Raw genomic sequence first — 25,466 nt, 5'->3', positions numbered from 1 at the left:
GGCCGTATGACGGAGACCACGGTCGGCATCGGCGGTGCCGCGGAGACCACCGACATGGTGCTCAACATCGGCCCGCAACACCCCTCGACACATGGCGTGCTCCGCCTCCGCCTGGTCCTGGACGGCGAACGCGTTCAGCAGGCCGAACCGGTCATCGGCTACATGCACCGCGGCGCCGAGAAACTCTTCGAGGCCCGCGACTACCGCCAGATCATCATGCTGGCCAACCGCCACGACTGGCTCTCCGCCTTCTCCAATGAGCTGGGCGTCGTGATGGCTGTCGAGCGCATGCTCGGCATGGAGGTTCCCGAGCGGGCCGTCTGGACGCGTACGCTGCTCGCCGAGCTGAACCGGGTGCTCAACCACCTGATGTTCCTCGGCTCGTACCCGCTCGAACTCGGCGGCATCACCCCGGTGTTCCACGCCTTCCGCGAGCGGGAGGAGATCCAGACGGTGATGGAGGAGGTCTCCGGCGGCCGGATGCACTACATGTTCAACCGGGTCGGCGGCCTCAAGGAGGACCTCCCGGCGGGCTGGCTCGGCCGGGCGAGGGACGCCGTGGCCGATGTCCGTTCGCGGATGGACGTGTACGACGACCTGGTCCTCGGCAACGAGATCTTCCGCGGCCGAACCCGCGGGGTGGGCGTCCTCTCCCGGGAGGCGGTGCACGCGTACGGCGTCAGCGGGCCCGTCGCCCGCGGCTCGGGCGTCGACTTCGACCTGCGCCGCGACGAGCCCTACCTCGCGTACGGCGAGCTGCAGGACACCCTCGAGGTGGTCACCCGCACGGAGGGCGACTGCCTGGCCCGCTTCGAGGTGCTGCTCGGACAGACGCACAATGCGCTCGACCTCGCCGACGCCTGCCTCGACCGGCTGGCCGGGCTGCCTCCCGGGCCGATCAACCAGCGGCTGCCGAAGGTGCTCAAGGCCCCGGAGGGCCACACGTACGCCTGGACCGAGAACCCGCTCGGGATCAACGGTTACTACCTGGTGTCCAAGGGCGAGAAGACCCCGTACCGGTTGAAGCTCCGCTCGGCGTCGTTCAACAACATCCAGGCGCTGACCGAGCTCCTGCCCGGCACGCTGGTCGCCGACATGGTGGCGATCCTGGGTTCGCTCTTCTTCGTCGTGGGGGACATCGACAAGTAGCGTGCGCAGCCCGCTGATCAAGAGATCGCGCTGCGCAGACCCGCCACGTCGATCTGTTCCGTCTCGTCGTGCGCGGTGAGGTCGATGACCTCACCGGCCTCACGGGCCGCAGCGTCCGACCGGGCCGTCCCGGCCTCCGCCTCGAGCGCGGCCGCGGCCTTGTGCGCCTCGATCGCCTCGGCACCCACCACGTCCGCGAGGTCCTCGTGCTGCACCGACTCCAGCTGTGCGGGCTCCAGCCGGGCAGATACGGGCCCGGTGGCCGCCTTCTGCATGCCGAAGAAGTCGAACCGGCCTTCCGGTCGGCGCGCCCTGGCCTGCTGTGCGGTGTACGGGACGACGGCCGTCGCCGGGACGTTGCGCGGGACGGGGAGGGCGGACGACGGACGGGTGTGCTCGCCGACGGCCGCCTCGGGCTTCCCCGGGTCTCCCTCCGGCTCCGCCGCCTCCTGGGGTGCCTGCGGCTGATTCCGGTGGTCCTGGTTCCGGTCGGCCTGCTCCCGAGCGTTCTTCCGGTCGGCCTGACGCGCCTGCTTCAGCTGCTCCAGCTTCTCCTGCTGCCGCTGCCGCTCCCGCTGTTCGCGCTGGAAGGCCGCATTGCGGGGCAGTGCGTCGAGCGCCTGCGCCGCCCTCGCGTACACGGACGGCGTCAACCTGGTGCCGGCCGCCGGCAACGCGGCCCGCGCCGGGGCGGCCGTCTCCATGGCGAGCAGCCTGCGGCCCTCGAGGGCGCTGGCCCGCTCGGTCTCGGCGGTCGCGTACCGCCGCAGCAGCCCGGCGTGCTCACCGCGCAGCGCGGCCAGTTCGATCCGCTTGGACCGGAGCTTCGACTCCAGCTTGGCGCGCAGCGCGCGCGACTCCTCGAGGTCGCCCTCCAGCTCGGCCAGTTGTTCCTCGGCCTTCCACTCGTCGCTCGTCCGCGCCCGGGTCAGGTCGGCGACCCGCCGCCCGGCGACCCGGTCCCAGCTCCGCATCAGCACCGCACCGACGACGGCGGCCGCCGCGGCCGCCGCGACCAGGCAGCGGAGCACCACGGGATCCGCGAACAGCCAGGCGCCGACGGCAAGAAGAAGCGATACACCGGCTACGACCGAAGGCTGCAGAACCCGGTGCAGGGGTGGGGAATGGCGGTGGCGTCCACGTGGCATGGCGTGAAATTTACCGTGCGTACGACCTGAATGGATGACCGCACCGGGATTTGTTCCCCAGCGGTTACCTGTATTCCCGGGCACCTCTCGGTTGGTGGGGATCTCTCGGTTGGTGGGGATCTCTCGGTTGATGCGGATCTCTCCGTTGATGCGGTCTGTCGGTCGGCAAAGGGTGCGGCCGACGGATCGTCAGCGGCCGGTGAGCCGGCTGCTCAGCCAGATCAGGCTCGCCGGTATCTCCCGGCGCCAGGTGTTGAAGTTGTGCCCACCGCTCTTCAGCGTGATCGACGAGGCCCTGGTGGGTGCCCGTACCGCGTCCAGGAACTGCTGGGTGGAGCGGTAGTTCTGCTCGCCGTGCCGACTGGTGGTGACCAGCAGCGACGTCCGCGGCGCGGGCCCGTGCGTCAGGCTCCACAACAGATCGGCGTGGTGCCTCCGCCCTACGCTGCCGTGGAACAGATCACCGGTCGTCGGGTCCTCGGCCGCCCGGTAGTAGGCGGAGAGGCCGACCGCTGCGCCGTACACCTTCGGATGGTGGATGGCCAGCTTCAGCGCGCAGTACCCGCCCGTCGAATCCCCGATGAAACCCAGGCTGCGGGGGCCCGCGCCGAGCCGGTAGGAGGACCGCAGGGCGGCCGGCACGTCATCGGCGAAGAACGTCTCCGTCTGCGGCCCGCCCGGCACGTCCACACACTCGGTGTCCCGGGGCGGGGCAACCGTCGGACGCAGCATCACCAGCACCATGGGGCGCATCCGGCCGGTCCTCACCTGGTCGTAGGCGGTTTTGGGGTAACGCAATCCCTTGACCAGGTTCTCCGCGGTGCCGGGATATCCGGTGAGCACGACGGCTGCCGGAAAAGTTCGCTTCGCGTACACCGACCGGAAGTACTCCGGCGGTAGATAGACGTAGGCCGAACTGGCTATTTTGGATTTTCGGCCCCGGATCACGATCTGCTGGATCCGGCCGCCGGCCTCGCGCCGTGAACCGCCGGGCACATCCATCCGCCGCTCCCCCACCACCCGCACGTCCTTGCCGCCCGCCGCGTGGTCGACGACCACGCCCGGCGCCTGTTCCCGGCCGAAGAGATCGGCCCAGGACGCGTAGAAGAGAAAAGAGTTGTTGGCCATCAGCCCCACGGTGACGAACAGCGCCACCTGGGTGGCGAGCAGCAGGCCGATCCGGCCGGTTATCGCGGGCCCGCTGCGCCGGGCGAGGCGCGGCCAGAGCCAGATGGTCGCGACGAAGGAGGCGACGGTCAGCGCGGCTGCCAGCGCCAGGACCTTGTGACTGGTGAGACCCATGGTTTGCCGAGCTTCCTACCGTGAGATTTTCCCTGGGGCGGATGAACCCGCCTCCCCGAAGCGTCGTCCTAGTGGGCACAAAATGTCCGGATGCTACGCCGAATGCGGCGTCGGGCGGACGAAGCCGTGTCGACGAAGACGTGTGGACGCGAGACCTGTTGACGCACAACGTGTTGTGGAGCCGTGGGAAGCGATGTCTGTGCCGGTAGATGGGGATAAGTCACGAATGGTTCCTGATCGCGTCCGGCGGATCTTCCGCGGGCCCCGCCCCGAGTCGGTCCCCACACTGATCGGTACGGCCTGCACGGTGGTCGGCCTGCTCGATGCCGCGGGCGGCGTCTTCCCCCGCTTCCGGCACAGCCGGATGCACGCCATCGCCGAGGTACTGCCCGGCACCCTCGGCCCGTTCACCGCGGCTCTCGCGCTCTGCACGGGCCTGATGCTCCTGCTGCTGGCGCACGGCCTCAAACGGCGTAAACGCAGGGCCTGGAGGGCCGCCGTCGTGCTGCTTCCGGCGGCCGCCGTGACGCAGTTCGTCTACCGCCATTCGGTCGTCGGGATGCTCATCTCCGTGGTGCTGCTGGTGCTGCTGGTGCGTCACCGAGGCGAGTTCGCCGCGCTGCCCGATCCACGCAGCCGGTGGCGGGCACTGGCGAACTTCGTTCTGCTCAGCGCGGGTTCGCTGGGGCTCGGTCTGATCATCGTCAGCGTCCATCCGGGGCGGGTCGTCGGCAGCCCGAGCATCGTCGACCGGCTTCAGCATGTGCTGTTCGGACTCGTCGGCTTCGAGGGGCCGGTGGAGTACGCGGGCGACACCTCCTGGACCGTCGGCTATTCGCTCGGCTCACTGGGACTGCTCACCGCGGTCAGCACCATCTATCTGGCCTTCCGCCCCGAACACCCGGCGGCGCAGCTCACCGACGAGGACGAGAAGCAGCTGCGCGCCCTGCTGGCGAAACACGGCGGCCGCGACTCGCTCGGCCACTTCGCGCTGCGACGCGACAAGGGCGTCGTCTTCTCCCCCAGCGCCAAAGCCGCCGTCTGCTACCGGGTGGTCTCCGGGGTGATGCTCGCCAGTGGTGATCCCATCGGCGATGTGGAGGCCTGGCCCGGCGCCATCGAGCGCTTCATGGACGAGGCCAAGGCGCACTCCTGGACGCCCGCCGTCATGGGCTGCAGCGAGACCGGCGGCGAGGTCTGGACCCGGGAGACCGGCCTCGACGCCATCGAGCTCGGCGACGAGGCGGTGGTGGACGTGGCGGATTTCTCTCTGGCCGGGCGGGCCATGCGCAACGTGCGTCAGATGGTGAAGCGCATCGAGCGAAGTGGTTACGAAACCCGGGTCCGGCGCGTCCGTGATGTCGGAGAGACCGAACTGGAGCGGATCAGAGCCGCCGCGGCGTCCTGGCGCGGCACCGACACCGAGCGCGGCTTCTCGATGGCGCTCGGCCGGATCGGGGATCCCGGTGACGGCGACTGCGTCATCGCCACCGCGCACAAGTCCGACGCTCCCGACTCACCCTTCGGCGACCTGAAGGCGATCATCCACTTCGTCCCGTGGGGCCCGGACGGCATGTCGCTGGAACTCATGCGCCGCGACCGCGCCGCCGACCCGGGCATGAACGAACTCCTCATCGTCGCATCCCTGGAGATGGCGCCCCAGCTCGGCATCGAACGGGTGTCGCTCAACTTCGCGATGTTCCGCTCGGCTCTGGCCCGTGGCGAGAAGCTCGGCGCGGGCCCGGTGCTGCGGGGGTGGCGGGCGCTGCTGGTCTTCCTCTCCCGCTGGTTCCAGATCGAGTCCCTGTACAAGTTCAACGCGAAGTTCCGGCCCCGGTGGGAGCCGCGGTTCGTGGTCTTCCGCAACACCGGCGACCTGCCGCGGATCGGTCTCGCCGCGATGCAGGCGGAGGGGTTCGTGAATCTGGGGCTGCCGTGGCCGCTGCCGCTGCGGCGGCGGGCGGCCGCGCGGCCCTGTACGCACCTGACCGGACGGGAGAGAGACGCACGGGCGGTGTGAGGAGCGGGCTTCGCGGCGCGGGTGCCCGCCGGTGGCGTTTCGGGCCCGGCCCACGGGCCTAGGCTGGAGCCATGAGTACGTTGGACGGCCGAGGCCACGTCGCAGGGCTCCCCGGGTGGGACCGCTGCGCGGTCATGGGCGTCGTGAATGTGACGCCCGACTCCTTCTCCGACGGTGGTCGCTGGTTCGACACCACCGCCGCCATCAAGCACGGCCTCGACCTTGTCGCAGCGGGCGCGGACCTGGTGGACGTGGGCGGTGAGTCCACCCGCCCCGGCGCCAGCCGGGTCGACGCCGACGAAGAGCTCCGCCGCGTGCAGCCCGTCGTACGGGGACTCGTCTCCGAGGGCGTCACCGTCTCCGTCGACACCATGCGGGCCACCGTCGCCGAGCAGGCGGTGGCGGCCGGCGCGAAGCTGGTCAACGACGTCAGCGGCGGCCTCGCCGACCCCGCCATGCTGCCGGCGGTCGCTGCCGCCGGGGCGCCCTTCGTGGTGATGCACTGGCGCGGCTTCAGCGAGTCGATGGCCGCCCGCGCGGTGTACCGGGACGTGGTCGCCGAGGTCGTCGCCGAACTGCGCGACCGGGTGGCGGCCGCCGTGGCGGGCGGCATCGCGCCGGACCGGATCGTGGTCGACCCCGGTCTCGGTTTCGCCAAGGAGGCCGAACACGACCTGGCCCTCGTGGCGCATCTGCGCGACCTCCGTGCGCTGGGCCATCCGCTGCTGGTCGCCGCCTCCCGTAAACGCTTCCTGGGCCGGGTGCTCGCCAGGGAGGGCGGGGGACCACCGCCGGCCCGCGAACGGGACGCCGCCACCGCGGCGATCTCCGCGCTCGCCGCCTACGAGGGTGCCTGGGCGGTCCGGGTCCACGAGGTGCGCGCGACGGCCGACGCCGTCCGGGTGGCCCGGGCCGTCGAGGGGGCCGCATGACGGCGAGCACCGAGATCGAAGAGATCGAGCTCGCCAACACGGCCTTCTACGAAACGATGGAACGGGGCGACTTCGACGAGCTGTCCGCGCTGTGGCTGGAGGACGAGATCTCCTGCGTCCACCCCGGCTGGCCGGTGCTCTCGGGGCGCGGTGAAGTGCTCAGGTCGTACGCGCTGATCATGGCGAACACCGAGTACATCCAGTTCTTCCTGACCGATGTGAAGGTCAACGTGCTGGCCGACACCGCCGTGGTCACCTGCACCGAGAACATCCTCAGCGGCGGCCCGGCCGAGGAGAGCGGCGAGCTGGGTCCGCTGGTCGGGCAGCTCGTGGTCGCCACCAACGTCTTCCGCAGGACGCCCGACGGCTGGAAACTCTGGTCCCATCACGGGTCGCCGGTACTCGCCGAGTCCGGCGAGGAAGGCGACGAGGACGAGGAAACACCCGCCTGAGTGGGGACCGGCCTCCACAGGGTTCGGACCTGGGAGGTGCGGGTAGGGGCGATTACCACCCGCCCCGAAACCTGTCCATAGCCCCCATCGGCGGGCGCTGTCAGCACCCGCAGGTAGATTCGAATGAGGGAGCCGTACCGACCGCACTCGGCGCCGGGCTGCCCTTCCGACGAACAGCAGGAGTGATTCGCGTGGACCGTGTCGCGCTGCGCGGCCTCAAGGCCCGTGGGCACCATGGCGTCTTCCCCCGGGAACGCGAGGAAGGCCAGACCTTCATCGTGGATCTGGTGCTCGGCCTGGACACCCGCCCGGCGGCGGCGGACGACGACCTGACGAAGACCGTGCACTACGGCGTGGTCGCGGAGGAGGTCGTCGACGTCGTCAAGGGCGAGCCGGTCGACCTGATCGAGACGCTCGCCGAACGGATCGCTCAGCAGTGCCTCAAGCACCAAGGAGTCGAGGAGGTCGAGGTGGTCGTGCACAAGCCGGACGCCCCGATCACCGTGCCCTTCGACGACGTGACCATCACCATCACCCGGAGCCGAGTATGACCGTGTTTTCCAGTGGGGCGCAGAGCGACCCGACCGTGCAGCCGGTGCCCGCCTCCGTCGTCGCGCAGGTGGACGCGGCGGATGTGACGCTGTCCAACCCGAAACACGCCGTGATCTCCCTGGGCGCCAACCTGGGCAATCGCCTGGAGACCCTGCAGGGGGCGATCGACGCCCTGGAGGACACCCCCGGACTGCGGGTGAAGGCGGTGTCCCCGGTCTACGAGACGGAACCCTGGGGCGTGGATCCCGGCTCGCAGCCTTCGTACTTCAACGCCGTGATCCTGGTGAAGACCACTCTGCCGCCGTCCTCCCTGCTGGAGCGCGGTCAGGCCATCGAAGAGGCTTTCGACCGGGTCCGCGAGGAGCACTGGGGTCCGCGGACCATCGACGTCGACATCCTGGCGTACGCCGATGTGATCTCCGACGATCCGCTGCTCACCCTGCCGCACCCGCGCGCCCACCAGCGGGCCTTCGTACTGGTGCCGTGGCACGACGTGGACCCGCAGGCCGAACTGCCCGGCCGCGGCCGGGTCGCCGAACTGCTCACCGCCGTCGGCAAGGAGGGCGTGCTGCCACGCGCCGATCTGGAACTCTGCCTGCCGGACTAGTCGTTAGCCTGAGAGGCGACGGTCGGTCTAGGGGAAGAGCAGAGTTTCGTGAAACAACTACGGCTGGGTGTGCTGGCCGGCCTGTTCGTCGTCGCCGGGGTGCTGTCCTGGGCCGGTGCCCGGCTCTGGGGCTCGGTCGGCAGCCTGCCCAGCGTGCCGCTGGCCGCCCCCATCGTGCTGGCGGTGATCTCAGTGGTCCTGCTCGCCACCGCGCTCGCGCTGCGCGCCCGGCTGCGCGCCCAGCGCGAGCGGCGTCCCGGTGCGAGGGGTGTGGACCCGCTGATGGCCGCCCGCGCGGTGGTCTTCGGCCAGGCCAGCGCGCTGGTCGCTTCGCTGGTCTGTGGGATGTACGGCGGCACCGGGGTCTACCTGCTCGGTTCCCTGGACGACCCGGCCCGCCGCGACCAGGCGATCTACGCGGGGTTCTCGGTGCTTGCGGGGATCGCCGTGGTCGCCGCGGCCTTCTTCCTGGAACGCGTCTGCAAGCTCCCCGACGACGAGGACAAGAACGACGGACACAGCGTGGCAGCGTGACTACGCAGCCCCGGAGCCCGTGGTGGCGACCGGCCGGGCAACGCCGGACGGGCAGCCGTCATCCTGCCGGATCGCCTTCCACCCGGGGCTGACCACGCGTACGGACAGGTGTAGCCGCACCGGCTCACTCACCCCTGGCGCCCGCTGGGCCCGTTCCTGCCGCTGGGCCCGTTCCTGCTGTTCGGTGTGGGCCGCCCGGGAAATGGTGCACACCAGCTGCTCCATGGCGAGCTCGTCGAGCCGGTCGACGGCGGTCCGGAACCGGACGACGACGGTGCCGTTCGCGTCCGGCGCGGACACAGTCGGCGCCGTGCCCGGCAGCCGGGTGGTGAGCCTTCCCGCCTCTGCCGCTGTGGGCCCGGCGAACAGCAGGCGGACGGCGGTGGCCACATCCGTGGGACGAGTGCTCTGCCGGGGCGCCGCCACCAGATCGCTCGCGCTCGGGCCGTTCGCGCCCCGGCTGTCCGCGTTCAGGAGGTAGACGACCAGTTCGGGCGGCATCCCCGTCGCGGGCGCACCGGACTGGATCACCCCGGACGGTGGAACCCCGCAGCCCGCCAGCCACAGCAGGGCCCCGCACAGTCCGGCGCGCGCCGGCCGGAGCCGCCTCATGACGGGTCCCCGTCCGCGTCGGGAGCCTGGGATCGCCGGCGCAGCGGCAGTGCCACGGAGAAGACCGAGCCGCCGCCCCCGGGCTGGTTGCGTGCGTGGATCCGGCCGCCGTGCAGGGAGACGTTCTCCGCGGTGATCGCCAGGCCCAGGCCGCTGCTCTCACTGCGGGCCCGGGTGGTGTCCGCCTTGTAGAAACGGTCGAAGATGTGCGGCAGCGCCGCCCGCGGTATGCCCGGCCCGCTGTCGGCCACCTCGATAACGGCCCACCCCTCTTCGTCCGCTCCGGCTCCGGCCTCCGTGCTGAGCTGCAGCGACACCGGCGGAGTACCGTGCCGAAGGGCGTTACCGACGAGATTGGCCACCACGATGTCCAGTCGGCGCGGGTCCACCGCGTTGCGTGGGCCGCCCTGGCCCGGCAACCGCAGGTCCACCCGGTCGAGCCAGCCACGGGCAGCGAGAGTGTGCCGTATCGAATCGGCCATGTCGATCTCGTCCAGCTGCAGTTGTGCGGCGCCGGCGTCGAAGCGGGAGATCTCCATCAGATCCTCCACCAGCCGGCTGAGCCGCATGGTCTCTTCGCTGATGAGCCCCACGGCGTCCGCCGTCTCGCCCTCCAGGTGCACCATTTCGTCGTCCAGCACACCGGTGACCGCGGTCATCGCGGCCAGCGGCGTGCGCAGCTCGTGGGACACATCCGCGACAAAACGCCGCGCCTGCGCCTCCAGGACCCGCAGTTGGGTCACTGACCGCTCCAGCGCGGCGGCCGTATCGTTGAAGGAGCGGGAGAGATCGGCCAGTTCGTCGGAGCCGTTGACGGCGAGCCGGACGTCGAGGTGCCCCTCAGCCATCCGGCGGGTCGCCCGGCGCAGCGCGCGGACCGGCCGCAGCACTCCCCTGGCGGCGAGCAGCGCCAGCACGACGGCCAGGCCCAGCGCCGACCAGGCGGCGTGCTCGATGGCCGCGATCATCGCCCGCACATACGCCAGTTCCGTCTCCTGCGGGACCGCCAGGTACACAGTGAGCCCGGAAAGGGTCGGCGGTGTGCCTTCGCTCACGTGGTAGACGACCGGCAGGCCCACCATGAGAAAGGGATGACCTCCGCGCGTCACGCGCTGGAAGACGGCGGCCGGCTGCGTGCGCACCGACCGGCTGAGTTCGGCGGTCAGCGCGCCGAAGCGGTCCTGCGAGCCGGAAAACACCCGCAGCCCGCCGTAGGTGGCCATGACCCGCCACTGCCGGGCGGGATCGGCCCGTGCCACCTCGTTCACCAGAACCTTCAGGTCCTGCTCGGTCGGCACCGAAGGCAGTCCCGGGGCCAGGCCGCCCACGGTGTCGCGGAACTGTCTGATGACGGTGTCCTGACTCTGCGTCAGCACACCGGTGCGGGCCTCCCGGAAGGCAAGAGCTCCGGTGCTCAGGGCGCTGACCACGGCCACCAGCGCGAAGGCCACCACGAGCCGCAACCGCAGTCCGCTCAGGACGGGCCGGGCTTTCGCCAGGACCGCCCTCACGAGGAACGGAAGCAGTAGCCGAAGCCTCGCACCGTCTGGACGTAACCCGGGTCACCGCCCAGTTCGCCGAGCTTGCCGCGCAGCCGTTTGACGCAGGCGTCCACCAGCCGGATGTCGCCGTGGTAGCTGTGTTCCCAGACCGCCTCCAGCAGTTGCTGACGGCTCAGCACCTGCCCGGGCGCGGCGGACAGCGTCAGCAGCAGCCGCAGTTCCGAGGGGGCGAGAGCGACCGGCATGCCGTGCAAGGACACCACCAGCCCTGCCCGGTCGATGGTCAGCGAGCCATGGGTTTCCGCTCTGGGCCGCAACGCATCGGAGGCCGGGGCGTCGAGCCTGCGCAGCAGGGCCCGTATGCGGGCGTCGAGCACCCGGGCCTGCACCGGCTTGACGACATAGTCGTCGGCGCCGGCTTCCAGCCCGACGACCACATCCACATCATCGCCCCGGGCGGTCACGATGATGATCGGCACCTGGTCGCGTTCGCGTATTCGCCGGCAGACATCCAGTCCCGGGATGCCCGGCAGCATGAGGTCGAGCACCACGACGTCCGGACGGAAGGCGCTCAGGTTTTCCAGCCCCTCCTCGCCGGTGCCGGCGGCGAAGACGTCGTGCCCCTGATGCCGCAGGGCAAGCTGGACGCCCTTGCGCACGGCAGGGTCGTCTTCGACGAGCAGGACGCGGGACATGCGATAAGTATGCCTATTGCCGGATCGGGGACGGCCTGGCAGGAGCGGCCCACGGGGAGCTGTTACAGAAGGATCACACGGCCCCCGTCCGCTCGTTGCGGTTTCGTGATCTTCCGGGCCAGAAGCCATCATGTGCGCAGCTCAGCCTGGGATGCCATGGCACGAAGAAGCAGCTCGCGGTCCCGCTCACGTCGGGTAGCACGCACCACCCGAAGACGCCGGAGGTACCTGGTCGGTGCCGTAGCCCTCATCGGCCTGGCCAGCACCGCGTTCGTCGCGGCGCGAGGGGGCGGGAACGACAGCGGCGCGGCCGGTCCGGGTACGGCCTCCTCGCGAGAGGTGGCGTCCCCGACGCCGTCCGCTTCTCCGCGGTCCGCACCGTCGTCTCCGGCCCCCTCGGCGTCCGCCGGCGGCAAAAGCAAGAGCAAAGGCAAAGCCAGGGACTGGTCGGAGCCCGGAAACGGGCGCTTCGTGACCGCCGCGGCAGCCGGGAAATCCGTCGGCAAAGGAATGGTCAGACGCTACAAGGTGCAGGTCGAGGAGGGCGCGGACGTCTCCGCCGGCGAAGCGGCACGCGAGATCGAATACATCCTCGCCGACCCACGCGGCTGGACCGCGGACGGTCATGACGCCTTCCAGTTGGTGGCCGACGGTCCGTACGACTTCGAGGTGAAGATCGCCAGCCCGGCGACCGTGGACAAGATCTGCGGGGCCGCCGACCTGGACACCCACGGCGAGGTCAACTGCGACGTCGGCGACCAGGTGCTCGTCAACCTGAAGCGCTGGGACACCGGCTCACCGGAGTTCACCGGGCCGGTCCGGGAGTACCGCGCCCTGATCATCAACCATGAGGTGGGCCACCGCATCGGGCACGGCCACGAGGCCTGCCCGGGTCCGGGCAAGCCCGCACCGGCGATGATGCAGCAGATATACGGACTGCACGGATGCGTGGCGAACGCCTGGCCCTATGACTCCCACGGCACCTACCTCGGTGGTCCACAGGTGCCCTGACCGGCGCGCGAAGGGGCCTCCGCCGCCAACCCCCAGGGAACACACCGAGGTCAGTGCGCCATGATCAGGCTCATCGCCTCGGCCCGTGTGGCCGGGTCCCGGAGCTGTCCGCGAACCGCCGAGGTGATCGTCTTCGCGCCGGGCTTGCGCACCCCGCGCATGGTCATGCACATGTGCTCGCACTCGATGACGACGATCACGCCGCGCGGTTCCAGTATCTGCATGAGTGATTCGGCGACCTGCGTGGTCAGCCGCTCCTGGACCTGGGGGCGGCGCGCATACACGTCGACCAGCCGGGCCAGCTTGGACAACCCGGTGATCTTCCCGTCCGCGGACGGGATGTAGCCGACGTGCGCGACACCGGTGAACGGGACGAGGTGGTGCTCACAGTGCGACTGCACCTCGATGTCCTTCACCAGGACCATCTCGTCGTGTCCGAGATCGAATGTCGTGGTCAGGACGTCCTCGGGGCGCTGCCGCAGTCCGGCGAAGATCTCCTTGTAGGCGCGCGCCACCCGGGACGGTGTCTCCAGCAGTCCTTCACGGTCCGGGTCCTCGCCGACCGCGATGAGGAGCTCGCGCACCGCGTTCTCGGCCCGCTTCTCGTCGAACTCGCGGACCTCGTACTCGCCGTCCAGCGTGATCGGGTCGGTCATCAGTGCCTCGCTCCATGAATGACAGTGCCGCAGAAAGCCGGGGCTGCCGGAAAACCGGGGCCGCGGAAGCATGCCGCACGTGAGAAATGCCGCGTCCCCCAGGCTAGAACCTGGGGGACGCGGCTTACATTCCGGGGCTACCGGGACGGATCGCTCACGAGCAGCGCTCGGTCAGCTCTCCGGCCGGTCCTCGGGGACCGCCTCGATGGCGTTGCTGTCCGGGGTCGCGCCGTTCCCCGATGCGACCGCGCCGACCGCGCCGTTGGTGAGCGCGAGCTCACGCGGCGAGAGGACCGGCGGCCTGGTGGACGGCGTACGCCGGGTGGAGCCGGTCCACGCGGGGCGGGCCGGACGCTTCACGATGCCGGAGAAGATCTCGGCGATCTGCTCCTTGCTCAGCGTCTCCTTCTCGAGGAGCTGGAGGACCAGGTTGTCGAGAACGTCGCGGTTCTCGACGAGGATCTCCCAGGCCTCGTTGTGCGCGGTCTCGATGAGCTTCTTGACCTCGTCGTCGACCAGCGCGGCGACCTCTTCCGAGTAGTCGCGCTGATGGCCCATCTCGCGGCCCAGGAAGGGCTCGGAGTTGTCGCCGCCGAACTTGATCGCGCCGAGACGCTCGGTCATGCCGTACTGCGTGACCATCGCGCGAGCGGTGGTCGTGGCCTTCTCGATGTCGTTCGCCGCGCCGGTGGTCGGGTCGTGGAAGACCAGTTCCTCGGCCGCGCGCCCGCCCAGCATGTAGGCCAGCTGGTCGAGCATTTCGTTGCGCGTGGTCGAGTACTTGTCCTCGTCGGGGAGCACCATGGTGTAACCCAGGGCCCGGCCTCGGGACAGGATCGTGATCTTGTGGACCGGGTCCGAGTTGGGAGACGCCGCCGCGACCAGGGCGTGTCCGCCCTCGTGGTACGCGGTGATCTTCTTCTCCTTGTCGGACATGATCCGGGTCCGCTTCTGCGGCCCTGCCACGACCCGGTCGATCGCTTCGTCCAGCGCTGCGTTGTCGACGAGCTTCTGATTGCCACGCGCGGTGAGCAGCGCCGCCTCGTTCAGCACGTTCGCCAGGTCGGCACCGGTGAAGCCGGGCGTACGACGGGCCACCGCGCTCAGGTCGACGTCCTGAGCGACCGGCTTGCCTTTCTGGTGGACCTTGAGGATCTCCAGACGACCCTGCATGTCCGGACGGTCGACCGCGATCTGCCGGTCGAAACGGCCGGGACGCAGCAGCGCCGGGTCGAGGATGTCCGGTCGGTTCGTGGCGGCGATCAGGATGACGCCACCCTTCACGTCGAAGCCGTCCATCTCGACGAGCAGCTGGTTCAGCGTCTGCTCGCGCTCGTCGTGGCCACCGCCGAGGCCCGCACCGCGGTGCCGGCCGACAGCGTCGATCTCATCGACGAAGACGATCGCCGGGGCGTTCGCCTTGGCCTGCTCGAAGAGGTCACGCACTCGGGAGGCACCGACACCGACGAACATCTCGACGAAGTCGGAACCGGAGATCGAGTAGAACGGAACGCCCGCCTCGCCCGCGACGGCGCGAGCGAGCAGCGTCTTGCCGGTACCCGGCGGGCCGTACAGCAGGACACCCTTGGGGATCTTGGCGCCGACGGCCTGGAACTTCGCCGGCTCCTGCAGGAACTCCTTGATCTCGTGGAGTTCCTCGACCGCCTCGTCGGACCCCGCCACATCGGCGAAGGTCGTCTTGGGGGTGTCCTTGGTGATCAGTTTGGCCTTGGACTTCCCGAACTGCATGACACGGGAGCCACCGCCCTGCATCTGGTTCATCAGGAAGAGGAACACCACGACGATGAGCACGAAGGGCAGCAGCGACAGCAGAATCCCGACGAACGGGTTCTGCTTCGACGGCGAGACCGTGTAGCCCTTCGCGATGTCGCCGCTGTCGACCTTGCTCTGCAGCTTGGCCGCGAGGGCGGTGCCCTGCGCATCGCCGATGTAGTTCGACTGGAACTTGTTGCCGGACTCGCCGGAGAGCTTCTGGCCGTCCTTCAGCTCGATCTTGATGACGTTTTCGTCACCAGTCGTGACCTTGGCCTGCTCGACCTGGTTCTTGTCGATCGCCTGGACGACCTTCGAGGTGTCCACTGACTTGTAGCCGCCCGACGAGCCGACGACCTGCATCAACACGACCACGGCGAGGACGGCCAGCACGATCCACATGACCGGCCCACGGAAGTATCGCTTCACGTCCATCCATACGGGGCGGAACTACGCCCCGTCCCTCCTGCCCGTAGGTAAATGCTGCTGTGAGTAAAGACTGTTCTTCGGACGGTACCCCAGCATTGTCGCCAGCGACCGCACAGGACCGCTGACGATCCTGCCTTCCCCTGCTCCAACGGCGGGAATCAGGTGACAGTTCCCGTTCGGCTGTGGGCTGAACCCCTGGGGCCGTCCGGCGGAGCCCGGCGGCCCCGGAGCCCGTCGGGCGACCTCCGGTCACCCGACAGGCTCTCAGCCGCCGTACACGTGCGGTGCCAGAGTGCCGACGAAGGGGAGATTGCGGTACTTCTCGGCGTAGTCGAGGCCGTAGCCGACGACGAACTCGTTCGGGATGTCGAAGCCGGCCCACTTCACGTCGAGCGCGACCTTCGCCGCGTCCGGCTTGCGCAGCAGGGTGCAGACCTCGAGTGACGCGGGCTCGCGGGAACCGAGGTTCGACAACAGCCAGGAAAGGGTGAGGCCCGAGTCGATGATGTCCTCGACGATCAGGACGTGCTTGCCCTTGATGTCGGTGTCGAGGTCCTTGAGGATCCGGACGACGCCCGAGGACTGCGTGCCGGCGCCGTACGAGGACACCGCCATCCAGTCCATCGTGACCGACGAGGACAGTGCCCGGGCCAGGTCCGCCATCACCATCACGGCGCCCTTGAGCACGCCCACCAGCAGGACGTCCTTGCCCGCGTACTCCGCGTCGATCTTCGCGGCCAGTTCCGCCAGCTTGGTGTCGATCTCTTCCTTGGTGATGAGCACCGACGCGAGGTCGGTGCCCATGTCGTTCTCGTTCACCCGGGCCACTTTCAGTTGCTTGTGCATCAGCTTCGGACCGACCGGCGCTTGGCGGGCGGTCTCCGGCTCAGCTCGTCGGACTGCCTTGCCGGAGAACCAGTCTGCCACCCTGCCGTTGGGCCTCGACGCGGCCGGGGAGGTTGATGGCCCCCTGCCCGCGCCAGCCGGTGATCAGCCGGTCGATCTCCTCGATGTGGCGGGCGAAGAGCGAGCCGGCGGGGGCGCCCGCCGCGATGGCCGAGCGCCGCAGCACCCGGCGGCGGACGGCGGGCGGCAGGGCCTGCAGCTTGGCGCACTCGAGCCGGCCCGCCTCGTCCCTGACGCTGCCCTCGGCCTGCGCGGCCCAGGCGTCCAGGGCGTCGGCGTCGTCGCGGGAGAGCCGCGCGGTGCGCGCCAGGGCCTCCACGACGCCCTTGCCGAGCGACTTCTCCAACGCGGGCAGTCCCTCGTGGCGCAGCCGGGAGCGGGTGTACGTGGGGTCGGTGTTGTGCGGGTCGTCCCAGACCGGAATGTGCTGAATCAGACACGCCTTGCGTGCCGTCTGCCGGTCGAGCTGGAGGAAGGGGCGCCGGTACCGCCCGGCCGCCCCCGAGACGGCCGCCATACCGGACAGCGAACGGATACCGGAGCCGCGGGCGAGACCGAGCAGGACAGTCTCCGCTTGGTCGTCGCGGGTGTGGCCGAGCAGGACCGCCGCGGCGCCGCGGCGCTCGGCCACGGCGTCCAGCGCCGCATACCGGGCGTCTCTGGCGGCTGCTTCCGGCCCGCCGGTCCGGCCGACGGTCACCGCGATGGACTCGACCGGTTCGAGGCCGAGGCCGGCCAGCCGGGTGACGACCTCGGCGGCACGGAATTCCGAGCCGTCCTGGAGGCCGTGGTCGACGGTGACACCGCCGGCGCGTACGCCGAGTTTGCGGGCCTCGAAGGCCAGAGCGGAGGCGAGAGCCATGGAGTCGGCGCCACCGGAGCACGCGACCAGCACCAGTGGCTGTCGCTGCTCGTACGGGGTACCGCCGGGGCCGGTGCCGCCGGTGGGGTGCGGGGGATGTGCGCCGCCCGCGAGGAGTGCGGAGTGTTCTTTCAGTACGTCGTGGAGTACGCGGCGAACCGCGAGGCGTATCGCCGCGACCGCAGGATGGGGACCCATGTCCGCTGCCCTTCGGTGGAGTTGGGGGGTGCATCGGGAGAGATGGTCGAGTCACACAGAGTGCATAGATGGTGACAGAACCGGGCCGTTACCCGAGCATTGCACGCCAACCCCAGGCCTACGGTCCCTCGGATGGGTGAATGGCGCGGCGCAGATCTGCCGCAGGCCTGATCAAGATGGCGCATCCCCCTTGCGGTGCACCCGGGCGATCCAGTCCGTGGGGGCGGCGATCTCGGCCTTGGTCGGAAGCGTGTTCGGGGAGGTCCAGACGCGGTTGAAGCCGTCCATGCCGACCTCGTCGACGACCGTCCGCACGAACCGCTCGCCGTCCCGGTACTGCCGGAGCTTGGCGTCGAGCCCCAGCAGCTTGCGCAGGGCCTGGTCGAGGCGGCCGGCCCCACGGGCCCTGCGCTGCTGGAACTTCTCCCGGATCTCGTTCACCGAGGGCACGACCAGGGGGCCGACGCCGTCCATCACGTAGTCGGCGTGCCCTTCGAGCAGGGACATCACTGCGGTCAGCCGCCCCAGGATCTCCCGCTGGGCGGGGGTCTGGACGAGCTCGACCAGCGAGCCGCCGCTCTCGTCCTCCTCGCCCTCCGGGCGGCCTCCCGCGAGGGACTGGGCCGCCTCGCGCAGCCGCTCCAGGACGGTCATCGGGTCGATCTCGGTCTCGCTCAGGAAAGACTGGATTTCGCCCTCGAGGTGGTCGCGCAGCCAGGGCACGGCGGTGAACTGGGTGCGGTGCGTCTCCTCGTGCAGACAGACCCAGAGCCGGAAGTCGTGCGGCTCGACGTCGAGTTCCCGCTCGACGTGCACGATGTTCGGCGCGACCAGCAGCAACCGCCCGCCGCCGGCCGCCGCGACCGGCAGATCGCGGCCGGGCGGGGCGAAGGTCTCGTACTGCCCGAGCACCCGGGAGGACAGGAACGACAGCAGCATGCCCAGCTCCACACCGGTCACCTTGCCGCCGACCGCGCCGAACACGGCGCCGCCCGGCGTGTTCCCGCGCCGTTCCTCCATCTTCTCCAGCAGCGGCTTGAGGATCTCGCGGAAGCCCGCCACATTGGCCTTCACCCAGCCGGGCCGGTCCACCACGAGGACCGGGGTGTCCGCGAGCTCGGCGTCCTGCGGGATCATCCGCGTGAACGTACGGACGTGTTCCTCGGCGGACTTGGCGTGCCGGCGCAGCTCGGCGACCACCGCCCGGGCTTCTTCCCTGCTGACGTCCGGACCCTGCTTCGCGAAGCGGGTCGCGGTCGCCATGGCGAGGTTCCAGTCGACCATCTCGGCACCACCGATGCGCGTCATGTGTCAACCGTACGTGCTGCGATCCGTGGACGGTGAGGTGTCGGGAGCGGTCATCCCGAACAGCCGCAGGAGGCCACCGCGGTACCGAGCCGGTCCAGCGCCGACTCGGCGGCGCCGGGAGACGTCGTGCCCGATGCCATGAAGGCGAGGACGAGCAGCCTGCCCCGCGCGTCCACCACGGTGCCCGCCAGCGTGTTCACCCCGGTCAGCGTGCCGGTCTTGGCGCGCAGCAGGCCGGTGGCGCCGGAGCCGCCGGTGTAGCGCTGCTCCAGCGTGCCGCTGAAACCCGCGACGGGCAGGCCGGTGAGGACGGGGCGCAGCTCCCGGTGGTGCGGGTCGCCGGCCCGGAGCAGCAGCATGCCCAGCAGCGACGCCGACACCTTGTCCTGCCGGTCGAGACCACTGCCGTCGGCGAAGCGGGCGGCGTCCAGCGGCAGGCCGAGCTTGCTGAGCTGCGCCTTGACCGCCCGGCCCGCGCCGTCGAAGCTCGCGGGTCGGCCGGTGGCCAGCGCGGTCTGCCGGGCGATGGCCTCCGCGATGTCGTTGTCGCTGTTGGTGAGGGCCCGTTCGACCAGGCCCGAAAGGGGCGCCGAGTACGTCCTGGCCACCGGTTTCGCGTGCGCCGGCGGCCTGCCGGGCGCCGGGGCGTGCGCCGTGCTGACGGACCGGTGGGCGAGCAGCAGGGCGAAGGCCCGGGCGACGTCACCCGCCGGATCGCCGCTGCGCGGGGCGGGCCCGTGGGCGGACCTGTCCAGCCGTCCCTCGTTCATCATCAGCGCGGTGACCGGGGCGATGTTGTCGTTGGGGCCGATGGGATGCTGCACCGGGCCCGAGTAGAGCGAGGTGTCGTATCCGATGCGCACCGACGTGACGCCCCGGTCGTGCAGCACCCGGACGGTGTCGTCCGCGAGGGCGTCCAGCCGGGCCCGGTCGAGCGTCGGGTCCCCGCCGCCCCGCAGGGTGAGCTGCTTGCCGTCCGGGCTCGCCAGGACGGTGGTGGCGATCCGGTGGTCGGGGCCGAGTGCGGAGAGTCCGGCGACCATGGTGGCCAGCTTGACCGTGGAGGCAGGCGTCATGGGCCGTTCCGCTTTCACCGCGTAGAGCCGCTTCCCCGTGGCGGCGTCGATCACCACCCCGGTGTGGTCGGTGCCGAGCGCCGGATCGTCCATCAGCGGGCCGAGCGCCCTGGCGAGCCCCTTCCCGGTGGGCGTCGCGTCGCTGCCCAGCGCCGCGAGTACCGCCGGGGCACTGGGCGCGGGCGCCGGTCCGGTGGCCCGCGGCGGCTGCCCGTGATCTGTGCCACCTGTACCGGCCCGGGCGGCCGCCCAGTCCCGCTCGGCCGTACGCTGACCTGAGTCCCAGGGCCCGGATGCCACGATCAGCCCGGCCGCAAGCACCAGGCCGATCAAGGCGGAGCCCGCCGAGAGCTGCCATGTCGTCACCTTCGGCATCCGCACCTGGGAGCAGCCCCTTTCGCGATCACACGTCGTCTTGGGGGACACTTAACCACTGCGTTTCCCGCGAGCACGGCACCCGGCGGTCTCGGCAGGACGCAGCACCACTCGAAGTCAGTGTTGATCATGGAGGAGCCACCCGTGGAGTTCGACGTCACCATCGAGATTCCGAAGGGTTCGCGGAACAAGTACGAGGTGGACCACGAGACCGGCCGGATCCGCCTGGACCGTCGGCTCTTCACGTCCACCAGTTACCCCGCGGACTACGGATTCGTCGAGAACACCCTCGGCGAGGACGGCGACCCGCTGGACGCCCTGGTCCTGCTGGACGAGCCCACCTTCCCCGGCTGCGTCATCAAGTGCCGCGCCATCGGCATGTTCCGGATGACCGACGAGGCGGGCGGCGACGACAAGCTGCTGTGCGTGCCGGCCTCCGACCCCCGGGTGGAGCACCTGCGTGACATCCACCACGTGTCGGAGTTCGACCGTCTGGAGATCCAGCACTTCTTCGAGGTCTACAAGGACCTGGAGCCCGGCAAGTCCGTCGAAGGCGCCGACTGGGTCGGCCGCAGCGACGCCGAGGCCGAGGTCGAGGCGTCGTACAAGCGTCTGCAGGCACAGGGCGGCGGTCACTGATCCCGTCGTCGCGGCGCTGACGCGCCACGAGCTGCCTGCTGCGGGCGGTGCATCCCTCACGGATGCACCGCCCGCAGTGCGTCCGCAGGAGCGCGGGCGTTTTCCGTGCTCATACTGGGCAGGCGGCGAAACGGCAGGCCGGTCAGGGCGGCAGGCACACCCACGGAAGAGGTCGGAGCGGAGCGAGTGGTCGGTGAGTCGGACGGTCCTGAGGACCGCAAGCCGCAGTCGGACGAGGTACGGAGCGCCTTCGTGCCGCCGAGTGGCACGGGCGCCACCCCGCAGGCCACCCCCGAGGACGGCTCCACCACCTCCGAATTCGCCATCCCGGAAGGCTTCTCCCCCGAGGCGCCCGCCGAACCCGAGGGTTCCGCGTTCACCACGCCGCACACCTACAGCGCGCAGAACTCGCCGCCCGTCTTCACCCCGGCCCACGGCATCCCGATGGTCAGGCTGTCCAAGGAGGCGCCCTGGCAGGACCGGATGCGCACCATGCTGCGGATCCCGGTCCACGAGCGGCCGGCTCTGGAGGCGGTGCAGCGGCGGGACGACGAATCGGGACCCGCCATTCCCCGTGTGCTCGACCTGACGCTGCGTATCGGCGAACTGCTGCTGGCCGGCGGTGAGGGCGCCGAGGACGTGGAGGCGGCGATGTTCGGCGTCACCCAGGCGTACGGGCTGGAGCGCTGCGAACCGACCGTCACCTTCACCCTGCTGTCGATCTCGCACCAGCCGTCCCTGGTCGACGACCCGGTCACGGCGAGCCGGACCGTGCGCCGCCGGGGCACCGACTACACCCGGCTGGCCGCGGTCTACCACCTGATCGACGACATCACGTCCGAGGACGTCGAGGTGTCACTGGAGGAGGCGTACCGCGGCCTCGCCGGGATCCGGCGTAACCGCCACCCCTACCCGGGCTGGGCGCTCACGGTCGCCAACGGTCTGCTGGCGGGCGCGGCATCGGTGCTGGTCGGTGGTGGTGCGCTGGTCTTCGCGGCGGCCATGGTGGGCGCCATGCTGGGCGACCGGCTCGCCTGGCTGCTCGCCGGGCGCGGGCTGCCGGAGTTCTACCAGTTCGCGGTGGCCGCGATGCCGCCGGCCGCGGTGGGGGTCGCGCTGACCCTGGCCGACGTGCCCGACCTGCGGGCCTCCGCGGTGATCACCGGTGGGCTGTTCGCGCTGCTGCCCGGGCGGGCGCTGGTCGCGGGCGTGCAGGACGGGCTGACCGGCTACTACATCACGGCCTCCGCGCGTCTGCTGGAGGTGATCTACTTCTTCATCTCCATCGTCATGGGCGTGCTGATCGTGATCTATCTGGGGCTCCAGCTGGGCGCGGACACCCTGGACGCCGAGGCGGCGCTGCCCACCGTCGACCGGCCGGTCGTGCAGATCATCGCCTCGATGGTGCTCACCTTCGCCTTCGCGATCCTGCTCCAGCAGGACCGTTCCACGGTGCTCATGGTGACCATGAACGGCGGCGTGGCGTGGGTGATCTACGGAGCGCTGCACTACGCCGGTAACTTCTCCCCGGTACCGTCCACGGCCATCGCCGCGGGCCTGGTGGGCCTGTTCGGGCAGCTGTTCTCGCGTTACCGGTACGCGTCGGCGCTGCCCTATGTCACGGCGGCGATCGGACCGCTGCTGCCGGGTTCCGCGACGTACTTCGGGATGCTGTACATCGCGCACAACGACCTGGACAAGGGGTTCGCCTCACTCACCAAGGCGGCGGCACTGGCGCTGGCGATCGCGGTGGGGGTGAACCTCGGTGGTGAGATCTCCCGGCTGTTCATGCGGGCCCCGGAGGCGTTGGGCGGCCAGCGGCGTGCGGCGAAGCGCACGCGCGGCTTCTAGTGCCGTGAACGGCAAAGCTTGCCGGGAGCGGCACCAGTGCCCTTCCCGGGCCTCGGCCGGGCGCCCGCTCAGCGCTTGGCGTGGCGCCTGCGCCCGCCCGGCAGGGCCCCCGCGTCCTGCACGGCCGCCCCGGGGCCCGCCTTCTTGTTCCTGGACCGCGCCCGCAGGTACTCGATCGCGATCGGGACCACCGAGACCAGCACGATGGCGACCAGCATCAGCTCGATGTGCGCGTTGACGAAAGCGACCTTGCCGAGCGCCGCCCCGAGCAGCGTGACGCCCACGCCCCAGAGGGTGCCGCCGATCACGTTGTAGACCACGAACGAGCGGTAGCTCATCCGGCTGACGCCCGCGATGATCGGCGTGAAGGTCCGCACGATCGGTACGAAGCGGGCCAGCACCAGCGACTTCCCGCCGTACTTCTCGAAGAACTCGTGCGCCTTCTCCACGTTCTCCTGCTTGAAGAGCCGGGAGTCGGGGCGCTTGAAGAGCGAGGGGCCGACCTTACGGCCGAAGAGGTAGCCGACCTGGTCCCCGGCTACCGCGGCGACCGCCACCAAGAGGCAGACCAGCCACAGTGGCGTGCCCAGTTTTCCCGCGGTGACCAGCAGGCCCGCGGTGAAGAGCAGGGAGTCGCCGGGCAGGAAGAAGCCGATCAGCAGGCCGGACTCGGCGAAGATGACCACCAGCAGACCGGCGACACCGAACGTACTGATGAGGTGGTCCGGGTCCAGCCAGCTCGGTCCGAGCGCAAGGGTAGTCACGGGTTCCGGGGCTCCTGGGGTCAGTCGGCATGGGTGCCATGCGGCAATGGCTGGCCAAAACTATCAACGCCGCGGAATGCCCCCTGGTTCCAGTGCGGGTTCCGGTGCCCCCGCGAAGGTGCGGCATCCGGGTTCCCGGGGAAGGGTGATCACAGGAGGTGGATGCCGGATGAGCATCGAGGATTACGGCGGCGGGCAGACCACACAGTCCGACGTCCTGGTGGTCACGACGAACGACGTCCCGGGCTACGCGGTCCAGCAGGTGATCGGTGAGATCTTCGGCCTCACCGTGAGATCACGACATCTGGGCAGCCAGATCGGGGCCGGGCTGAAGTCGATGGTCGGCGGCGAGCTCAAGGGCCTGACGAAGACCCTGGTGCAGACCCGTAACCAGGCGATGGAGCGGCTGATCGACCAGGCGCGTGCGCGCGGCGCGAATGCGGTGCTCGCGATGCGGTTCGACGTGACCGAGGCTGCCGACATCGGCACCGAGGTGTGCGCGTACGGCACTGCCGTGGTGGTCAACCGGCTGTGAGGCGCGGCTGCCCGTGCCTGATGTGAAGGGTCACAGTGAGTCCGCACTGCGCCGCGAGGAACACGAGGAAGGACAGCCCGAACGATGGCACTGCACCGAGGCGCACACGAGGCCAAGCAGTCCGGGGAACAGCGCAAGGTCGCGGTCAACCCCTTCTTCGGCGAGGCCAACCCGGTCGCCGGGATGGACACGGCGCCGCCCACGCACCGGATCCCGGACGGTCCCCTGGCGCCGTCGACCGCGTATCAGCTGGTGCATGACGAGCTGATGCTCGACGGGAACTCCCGGCTCAATCTGGCCACCTTCGTCACCACCTGGATGGAACCGCAGGCGGACGTGCTGCTGGCGGAGTGCCGGGACAAGAACATGATCGACAAGGACGAGTACCCGCGCACCGCGGAACTCGAGCGGCGCTGTGTGTCGATGCTCGCCGCCCTGTGGCACGCGCCCGATCCCGCGGCCGCCGTCGGCTGTTCGACGACCGGGTCCAGCGAGGCCTGCATGCTCGCCGGGATGGCGCTCAAGCGCCGCTGGTCGCAGCGGGCCGCGAAACGGGAGGCCGGCTCCCGCTATCCGGGCGCGGCCCGGCCGAATCTCGTCATGGGCGTCAACGTCCAGGTCTGCTGGGACAAGTTCTGCAACTTCTGGGAGGTCGAGGCGCGCCAGGTCCCGATGGAGGGCGACCGTTTCCATCTGGATCCGCAGGCCGCGGCCGATCTCTGCGACGAGAACACCATCGGAGTGGTGGCCGTGCTCGGCTCCACCTTCGACGGTTCCTACGAGCCGGTCGCCGAGCTCTGCGCGGCGCTGGACGCCCTGCAGGAACGAACCGGTCTGGACATTCCGGTCCATGTCGACGCGGCGTCGGGCGGGATGATCGCCCCGTTCCTGGACGAGGACCTGGTCTGGGACTTCCGGCTGCCCCGGGTGTCGTCCATCAACACATCGGGCCACAAGTACGGACTGGTCTACCCGGGCGTCGGCTGGGCCCTGTGGCGCTCCCCCGCCGAACTGCCCGAGGAGTTGGTCTTCCGGGTCAACTACCTGGGTGGGGACATGCCCACCTTCGCCCTCAACTTCTCCCGCCCCGGGGCGCAGGTGGTAGCGCAGTACTACACCTTCCTGCGGCTCGGCCGGGACGGTTACCGGGCGGTTCAGCAGGCGACCCGCGATGTGGCCGGAGGACTCGCCGAACGCATCGGCGCGCTCGACGACTTCCGGCTGCTGACCCGGGGCAACGAGCTCCCGGTGTTCGCCTTCACCACGGCACCCGACGTATCGGCCTTCGACGTCTTCGACGTGTCACGACGGCTGCGGGAGCGCGGGTGGCTGGTGCCCGCGTACACCTTCCCGAAGAACCGGGAGGATCTGTCGGTGCTGCGGGTGGTGTGCCGGAACGGGTTCTCGGCGGACCTCGGTGAGCTGTTGCTGGACGCCCTGGACTCGTTGCTGCCGGAGTTGCGGAGCCAGTCGGGACCGCTGAAGGGGAGCGCTTCGAAGGCGACGGCGTTCCACCACTGAGTGCGCCGCCGCTTTTTGTCCACAGGCTGTGGACAAAAAGCGGCGGCGAGCCGGTCG

Annotated in this window: 24 protein-coding genes; 12 read left to right on the top strand and 12 right to left on the bottom strand. The window is 70.1% G+C overall.

Features of this window, described 5'->3' with window-relative positions; translation table 11 throughout:
- The first annotated feature begins 6 nt into the window (after positions 1–6).
- Positions 7–1,149, top strand: coding sequence for an NADH-quinone oxidoreductase subunit D (locus tag AB0M87_RS29685; protein WP_365858377.1), 1,143 nt, complete (start codon positions 7–9; stop codon positions 1,147–1,149).
- A gap of 17 nt (positions 1,150–1,166) precedes the next feature.
- Here the strand turns inward: AB0M87_RS29685 and AB0M87_RS29680 are convergent, their stop codons facing one another.
- Together AB0M87_RS29680 and AB0M87_RS29675 are read right to left on the bottom strand one after the other, a co-directional pair.
- Complete coding sequence (locus tag AB0M87_RS29680; RefSeq protein WP_365858375.1) at positions 1,167–2,297, bottom strand: hypothetical protein; 1,131 nt, start codon at positions 2,295–2,297, stop codon at positions 1,167–1,169.
- A gap of 189 nt (positions 2,298–2,486) precedes the next feature.
- Complete coding sequence (locus AB0M87_RS29675) at positions 2,487–3,599, bottom strand: alpha/beta hydrolase-fold protein (RefSeq protein WP_365858373.1); 1,113 nt, start codon at positions 3,597–3,599, stop codon at positions 2,487–2,489.
- 193 nt (positions 3,600–3,792) lie between these two features.
- Here AB0M87_RS29675 and AB0M87_RS29670 point away from each other — a divergent pair, with 193 nt between their 5' ends.
- The 6 genes from AB0M87_RS29670 (at position 3,793) to AB0M87_RS29645 (ending at position 8,696) form a co-directional block, all read left to right on the top strand.
- Positions 3,793–5,619 carry a phosphatidylglycerol lysyltransferase domain-containing protein gene (locus AB0M87_RS29670; protein WP_365858371.1) on the top strand — a complete coding sequence of 609 codons (1,827 nt, stop codon included), beginning with the start codon at positions 3,793–3,795 and terminating at the stop codon, positions 5,617–5,619.
- 71 nt (positions 5,620–5,690) lie between these two features.
- On the top strand, positions 5,691–6,551 hold the full coding sequence (gene folP / locus AB0M87_RS29665) for a dihydropteroate synthase (RefSeq protein WP_365858369.1): 861 nt from the start codon (positions 5,691–5,693) through the stop codon (positions 6,549–6,551).
- A complete protein-coding gene (locus AB0M87_RS29660; RefSeq protein ID WP_365858367.1) occupies positions 6,548–7,003 on the top strand; it encodes a nuclear transport factor 2 family protein in 456 nt (151 codons plus the stop codon). Before folP ends, AB0M87_RS29660 begins: the two co-directional genes overlap by 4 nt.
- A gap of 191 nt (positions 7,004–7,194) precedes the next feature.
- Positions 7,195–7,554 (top strand): dihydroneopterin aldolase, encoded by a 360-nt coding sequence (folB, locus tag AB0M87_RS29655; protein ID WP_365858365.1) that lies wholly within the window; start codon positions 7,195–7,197, stop codon positions 7,552–7,554.
- Entirely contained in the window at positions 7,551–8,162 is a 612-nt protein-coding gene (gene folK, locus AB0M87_RS29650) for a 2-amino-4-hydroxy-6-hydroxymethyldihydropteridine diphosphokinase (RefSeq protein ID WP_365858363.1), read from the top strand. The genes folB and folK overlap by 4 nt, the downstream gene beginning before the upstream one ends.
- 48 nt (positions 8,163–8,210) lie before the next feature.
- Complete coding sequence (locus AB0M87_RS29645) at positions 8,211–8,696, top strand: DUF3180 domain-containing protein (RefSeq protein ID WP_365858361.1); 486 nt, start codon at positions 8,211–8,213, stop codon at positions 8,694–8,696.
- On the opposite strand, the gene AB0M87_RS29640 is transcribed toward AB0M87_RS29645, so the two are convergent.
- From AB0M87_RS29640 to AB0M87_RS29630, 3 genes are read right to left on the bottom strand one after another with little or no spacing between them, the layout of a single operon-like run.
- On the bottom strand, positions 8,697–9,308 hold the full coding sequence (locus tag AB0M87_RS29640) for a hypothetical protein (protein ID WP_365858359.1): 612 nt from the start codon (positions 9,306–9,308) through the stop codon (positions 8,697–8,699).
- On the bottom strand, positions 9,305–10,819 hold the full coding sequence (locus AB0M87_RS29635; RefSeq protein WP_365858357.1) for a HAMP domain-containing sensor histidine kinase: 1,515 nt from the start codon (positions 10,817–10,819) through the stop codon (positions 9,305–9,307). The genes AB0M87_RS29640 and AB0M87_RS29635 overlap by 4 nt, the downstream gene beginning before the upstream one ends.
- On the bottom strand, positions 10,816–11,505 hold the full coding sequence (locus AB0M87_RS29630; RefSeq protein WP_365858355.1) for a response regulator transcription factor: 690 nt from the start codon (positions 11,503–11,505) through the stop codon (positions 10,816–10,818). The genes AB0M87_RS29635 and AB0M87_RS29630 overlap by 4 nt, the downstream gene beginning before the upstream one ends.
- A gap of 156 nt (positions 11,506–11,661) precedes the next feature.
- Between AB0M87_RS29630 and AB0M87_RS29625 the strand changes: the two genes are divergently transcribed.
- A complete protein-coding gene (locus AB0M87_RS29625) occupies positions 11,662–12,516 on the top strand; it encodes a DUF3152 domain-containing protein (RefSeq protein WP_365858353.1) in 855 nt (284 codons plus the stop codon).
- 50 nt (positions 12,517–12,566) lie between these two features.
- Here AB0M87_RS29625 and folE read toward each other — a convergent pair whose 3' ends face one another.
- The 6 genes from folE to dacB form a co-directional block, all read right to left on the bottom strand.
- Complete coding sequence (folE, locus tag AB0M87_RS29620; protein ID WP_365858351.1) at positions 12,567–13,172, bottom strand: GTP cyclohydrolase I FolE; 606 nt, start codon at positions 13,170–13,172, stop codon at positions 12,567–12,569.
- A 171-nt stretch (positions 13,173–13,343) separates the two neighbouring features.
- Entirely contained in the window at positions 13,344–15,380 is a 2,037-nt protein-coding gene (ftsH, locus tag AB0M87_RS29615) for an ATP-dependent zinc metalloprotease FtsH (RefSeq protein WP_365858349.1), read from the bottom strand.
- 258 nt (positions 15,381–15,638) lie between these two features.
- Positions 15,639–16,178: a hypoxanthine phosphoribosyltransferase gene (hpt, locus tag AB0M87_RS29610; RefSeq protein ID WP_365858469.1), complete on the bottom strand. Its 540-nt coding sequence runs from the start codon at positions 16,176–16,178 to the stop codon at positions 15,639–15,641.
- Positions 16,179–16,260: 82 nt separating this feature from the next.
- Positions 16,261–17,340, bottom strand: coding sequence for a tRNA lysidine(34) synthetase TilS (gene tilS, locus AB0M87_RS29605; RefSeq protein ID WP_365858347.1), 1,080 nt, complete (start codon positions 17,338–17,340; stop codon positions 16,261–16,263).
- 171 nt (positions 17,341–17,511) lie between these two features.
- On the bottom strand, positions 17,512–18,648 hold the full coding sequence (locus tag AB0M87_RS29600; RefSeq protein WP_365858345.1) for a zinc-dependent metalloprotease: 1,137 nt from the start codon (positions 18,646–18,648) through the stop codon (positions 17,512–17,514).
- A 50-nt stretch (positions 18,649–18,698) separates the two neighbouring features.
- Positions 18,699–20,099 (bottom strand): D-alanyl-D-alanine carboxypeptidase/D-alanyl-D-alanine-endopeptidase, encoded by a 1,401-nt coding sequence (gene dacB, locus AB0M87_RS29595; protein ID WP_365858467.1) that lies wholly within the window; start codon positions 20,097–20,099, stop codon positions 18,699–18,701.
- Positions 20,100–20,243: 144 nt separating this feature from the next.
- Between dacB and AB0M87_RS29590 the strand changes: the two genes are divergently transcribed.
- Positions 20,244–20,738, top strand: coding sequence for an inorganic diphosphatase (locus AB0M87_RS29590; protein ID WP_365858465.1), 495 nt, complete (start codon positions 20,244–20,246; stop codon positions 20,736–20,738).
- A gap of 186 nt (positions 20,739–20,924) precedes the next feature.
- Entirely contained in the window at positions 20,925–22,589 is a 1,665-nt protein-coding gene (locus AB0M87_RS29585; RefSeq protein ID WP_365858463.1) for a threonine/serine exporter family protein, read from the top strand.
- 68 nt (positions 22,590–22,657) lie between these two features.
- On the opposite strand, the gene AB0M87_RS29580 is transcribed toward AB0M87_RS29585, so the two are convergent.
- A complete protein-coding gene (locus AB0M87_RS29580) occupies positions 22,658–23,353 on the bottom strand; it encodes a VTT domain-containing protein (protein WP_365858343.1) in 696 nt (231 codons plus the stop codon).
- Positions 23,354–23,522: 169 nt separating this feature from the next.
- Between AB0M87_RS29580 and AB0M87_RS29575 the strand changes: the two genes are divergently transcribed.
- Together AB0M87_RS29575 and AB0M87_RS29570 are read left to right on the top strand one after the other, a co-directional pair.
- A complete protein-coding gene (locus AB0M87_RS29575; RefSeq protein WP_365858341.1) occupies positions 23,523–23,888 on the top strand; it encodes a YbjQ family protein in 366 nt (121 codons plus the stop codon).
- An 84-nt stretch (positions 23,889–23,972) separates the two neighbouring features.
- The gene (locus tag AB0M87_RS29570; RefSeq protein WP_365858339.1) at positions 23,973–25,409 is read left to right on the top strand and encodes a glutamate decarboxylase; all 1,437 of its coding nucleotides are present in this window, start codon (positions 23,973–23,975) and stop codon (positions 25,407–25,409) included.
- Positions 25,410–25,466: the final 57 nt, after the last annotated feature.

It is taken from the genome of Streptomyces sp. NPDC051320, from assembly GCF_040682175.1.
GTDB lineage: Bacteria > Actinomycetota > Actinomycetes > Streptomycetales > Streptomycetaceae > Streptomyces.
Note: the sequence above shows the minus strand (reverse complement) of the source record. Positions and strands in the feature narration are given on the sequence as shown.